At 41.6% G+C, this 2,369-nt stretch carries 3 protein-coding genes; all 3 read left to right on the forward strand.

What is annotated here, in order from left to right; translation table 11 throughout:
• Positions 1-1,434: penicillin acylase family protein (locus AC1DPQ_RS24955; protein ID WP_477611212.1), on the forward strand; the 1,434-nt coding region annotated here is incomplete at its 5' end.
• Positions 1,435-1,440: 6 nt separating this feature from the next.
• Complete coding sequence (locus tag AC1DPQ_RS24960) at positions 1,441-1,800, forward strand: hypothetical protein (RefSeq protein WP_477611213.1); 360 nt, start codon at positions 1,441-1,443, stop codon at positions 1,798-1,800.
• Between the two features lie 19 nt (positions 1,801-1,819).
• A partial coding sequence (locus AC1DPQ_RS24965) for a LuxE/PaaK family acyltransferase (protein WP_477611214.1) occupies positions 1,820-2,369 on the forward strand: 550 nt, incomplete at its 3' end.

The following is a 2,369-nucleotide window of genomic DNA, read 5'->3' on the forward strand; positions in this document are numbered from 1 at the left end:
GGTTTTAACCAGAAAATAGCCTGGGGCGTGACCAATGTTGCCGCCGATGTACTGGATTTTTATCAGATCAAGTTTAAAGATTCCAGCCACAACGAATATTGGTACAACAATAAATGGAAAGCCACAACAAAGAGATTGGAAACGATTAAAATCCGTGGTGGAAAAGATGAAATAGATACCGTTTACTACACGCATCACGGGCCCGTGGTATATTTCCAGAAACCAAAATACGGCAGGGCAGATAATGTGCCTGTTGGCGACGCTTTGAGGTGGATCGCACATGATGAGTCGAACGAGCTCATGACTTTTTATTACCTGAACCGTGGGAAAAACTATAACGACTACCGTAAGGCTTTAACTTATTATACCGCACCTGCACAGAACTTTGTTTTCGCCAGTATTGATAACGATATTGCCATCACACCAAATGGTAAATTCCCCCTAAAGTGGAAGGATCAGGGCAAGTTTATTCTCGATGGTACCGACCCCGCTTACGATTGGCATGGCTGGATCCCAAATGCACAAAATCCAACAGTTAAGAATCCGCCACGTGGTTTTGTAAGCTCTGCCAACCAGTCTTCTACCGATACTACTTACCCATATTACATCAACTGGGAATTTTCGCCTTACGAGCGTGGCAAAAGGATCAACGACCGCTTATCGGCCATGAACAAGGCTACATTGGATAGCATCCGTTTGATGCAGACCGATAATTATAGCATTATGGCACAAAACCTGGTTCCTGCTTTGTTGCCCTTATTGAATAATGAGCAATTAAACGCAACACAAAAAGAAGCATTGGCTTACCTGAACAAATGGAACAAACGTTACGATGCCCATGAAATTGCAGCCAGCGTATTTGAGATATGGACCAAACGCTTATCACATGATATCTGGGCGGACGAATTCGAGGTTAAAGGCATTCCGATGCGTTACCCTTCTAGAGACCGTACGGTGGAAATGATCTTGAAAGAACCCAATGCAACATGGTATGATAATATCAATACCAGCAAAAAAGAAACATTATCTGACCTGGTTAACGAAGCTTTTAAATATAGTTGCGATAGTTTGGAAAGACGCTTTGGGCCGATAAACAAAGATTGGGACTGGGCAAATGTAAAACAGACCAATGTGCCACACCTGGCCAAAATACCAGGATTCGGCTCGAAAGTTTTACAGATTGGTGGCGCGAAAACTGCCATTAATGCTTTGAGCGAAGCCAACGGACCTTCATGGCGGATGGTGATCGAACTGGGTAAAACGCCAAAAGGACATGGGGTTTATCCAGGCGGCCAATCAGGCAATCCCGGAAGCAAATTTTATGATAATATGATCGATACCTGGGCAAATGGCAAATTGTACGATCTGTTTTATATGCAAAGTCCTGATGATAAATCGGGTACGATTATTTCTCGTTTAAAAATTTCTAAATAGGCTAAAATGGTTTTCATTGTTATATTAATAATCTGTTTCCTTTTACAAATGATTGCCCCCTGGTGGATCATTATTGTAATTTCATTTGCTACCTGCGGCATTATTGGCAAAACAGGAAAAATAGCCTTTTGGCAGTCTTTTCTTGCTGTTTTCTTACTTTGGATCGGATATGCTTTATTTAAAAGCTTGCCTAATGATAACGTCCTTGCTGGCCGTGTGGCCGTGATGACTGGTGTAAAATTGTGGTGGGCACTGCTGTTGGTTACGGGAATTTTAAGTGGCCTGGTTGCCGGTATTAGCGGTTACTGTGGTTATCAGTTCCRCATGGCGATGTTGGCAAAAAAAACTGACGAGAAAATAGCATAATGCTTTGTACTTTTGCCTTGTGAATTTAACAGCTAACGATATATTTTCTGTAAAAAGTACCGATGCGTTTAACGCCCTTGCCTTAAGCGTTTTTAAGTTACAGGCGCAAAACTGCAATGTTTACCGTGAATATATCTTTCATTTAGGTGTTGATGCTGATGAAGTGAGCGAAATTGCACAGATCCCTTTTTTACCCATCAGTTTTTTTAAAAGCCATTCCATTCTCAGCAGTACCGATCCTGTCGAAATTACTTTCAGCAGTTCAGGCACAACGGGTATGGTACAGAGCAGCCATCATGTAACCAATGTGAAATTATATGAACAGAGCTATCTACAGGCTTTTGCACAATTTTACGGGGATATTACTGAATATTGCTTTTTGGCTCTGCTCCCATCCTACCAACAGCGAGCTGGTTCATCATTAATCTACATGGTGAACGATCTGATCGAAAAGAGCAAACACCCACAAAGTGGTTACTTTTTATACAACCATGATGAACTGCTGAAAACCCTCCTGGATCTTAAATCAAAAAAACAGAAAACCGTTTTAATTGGTGTTACTTATGCCC

Source organism: Pedobacter sp. 01T416_2, from assembly GCF_056398925.1.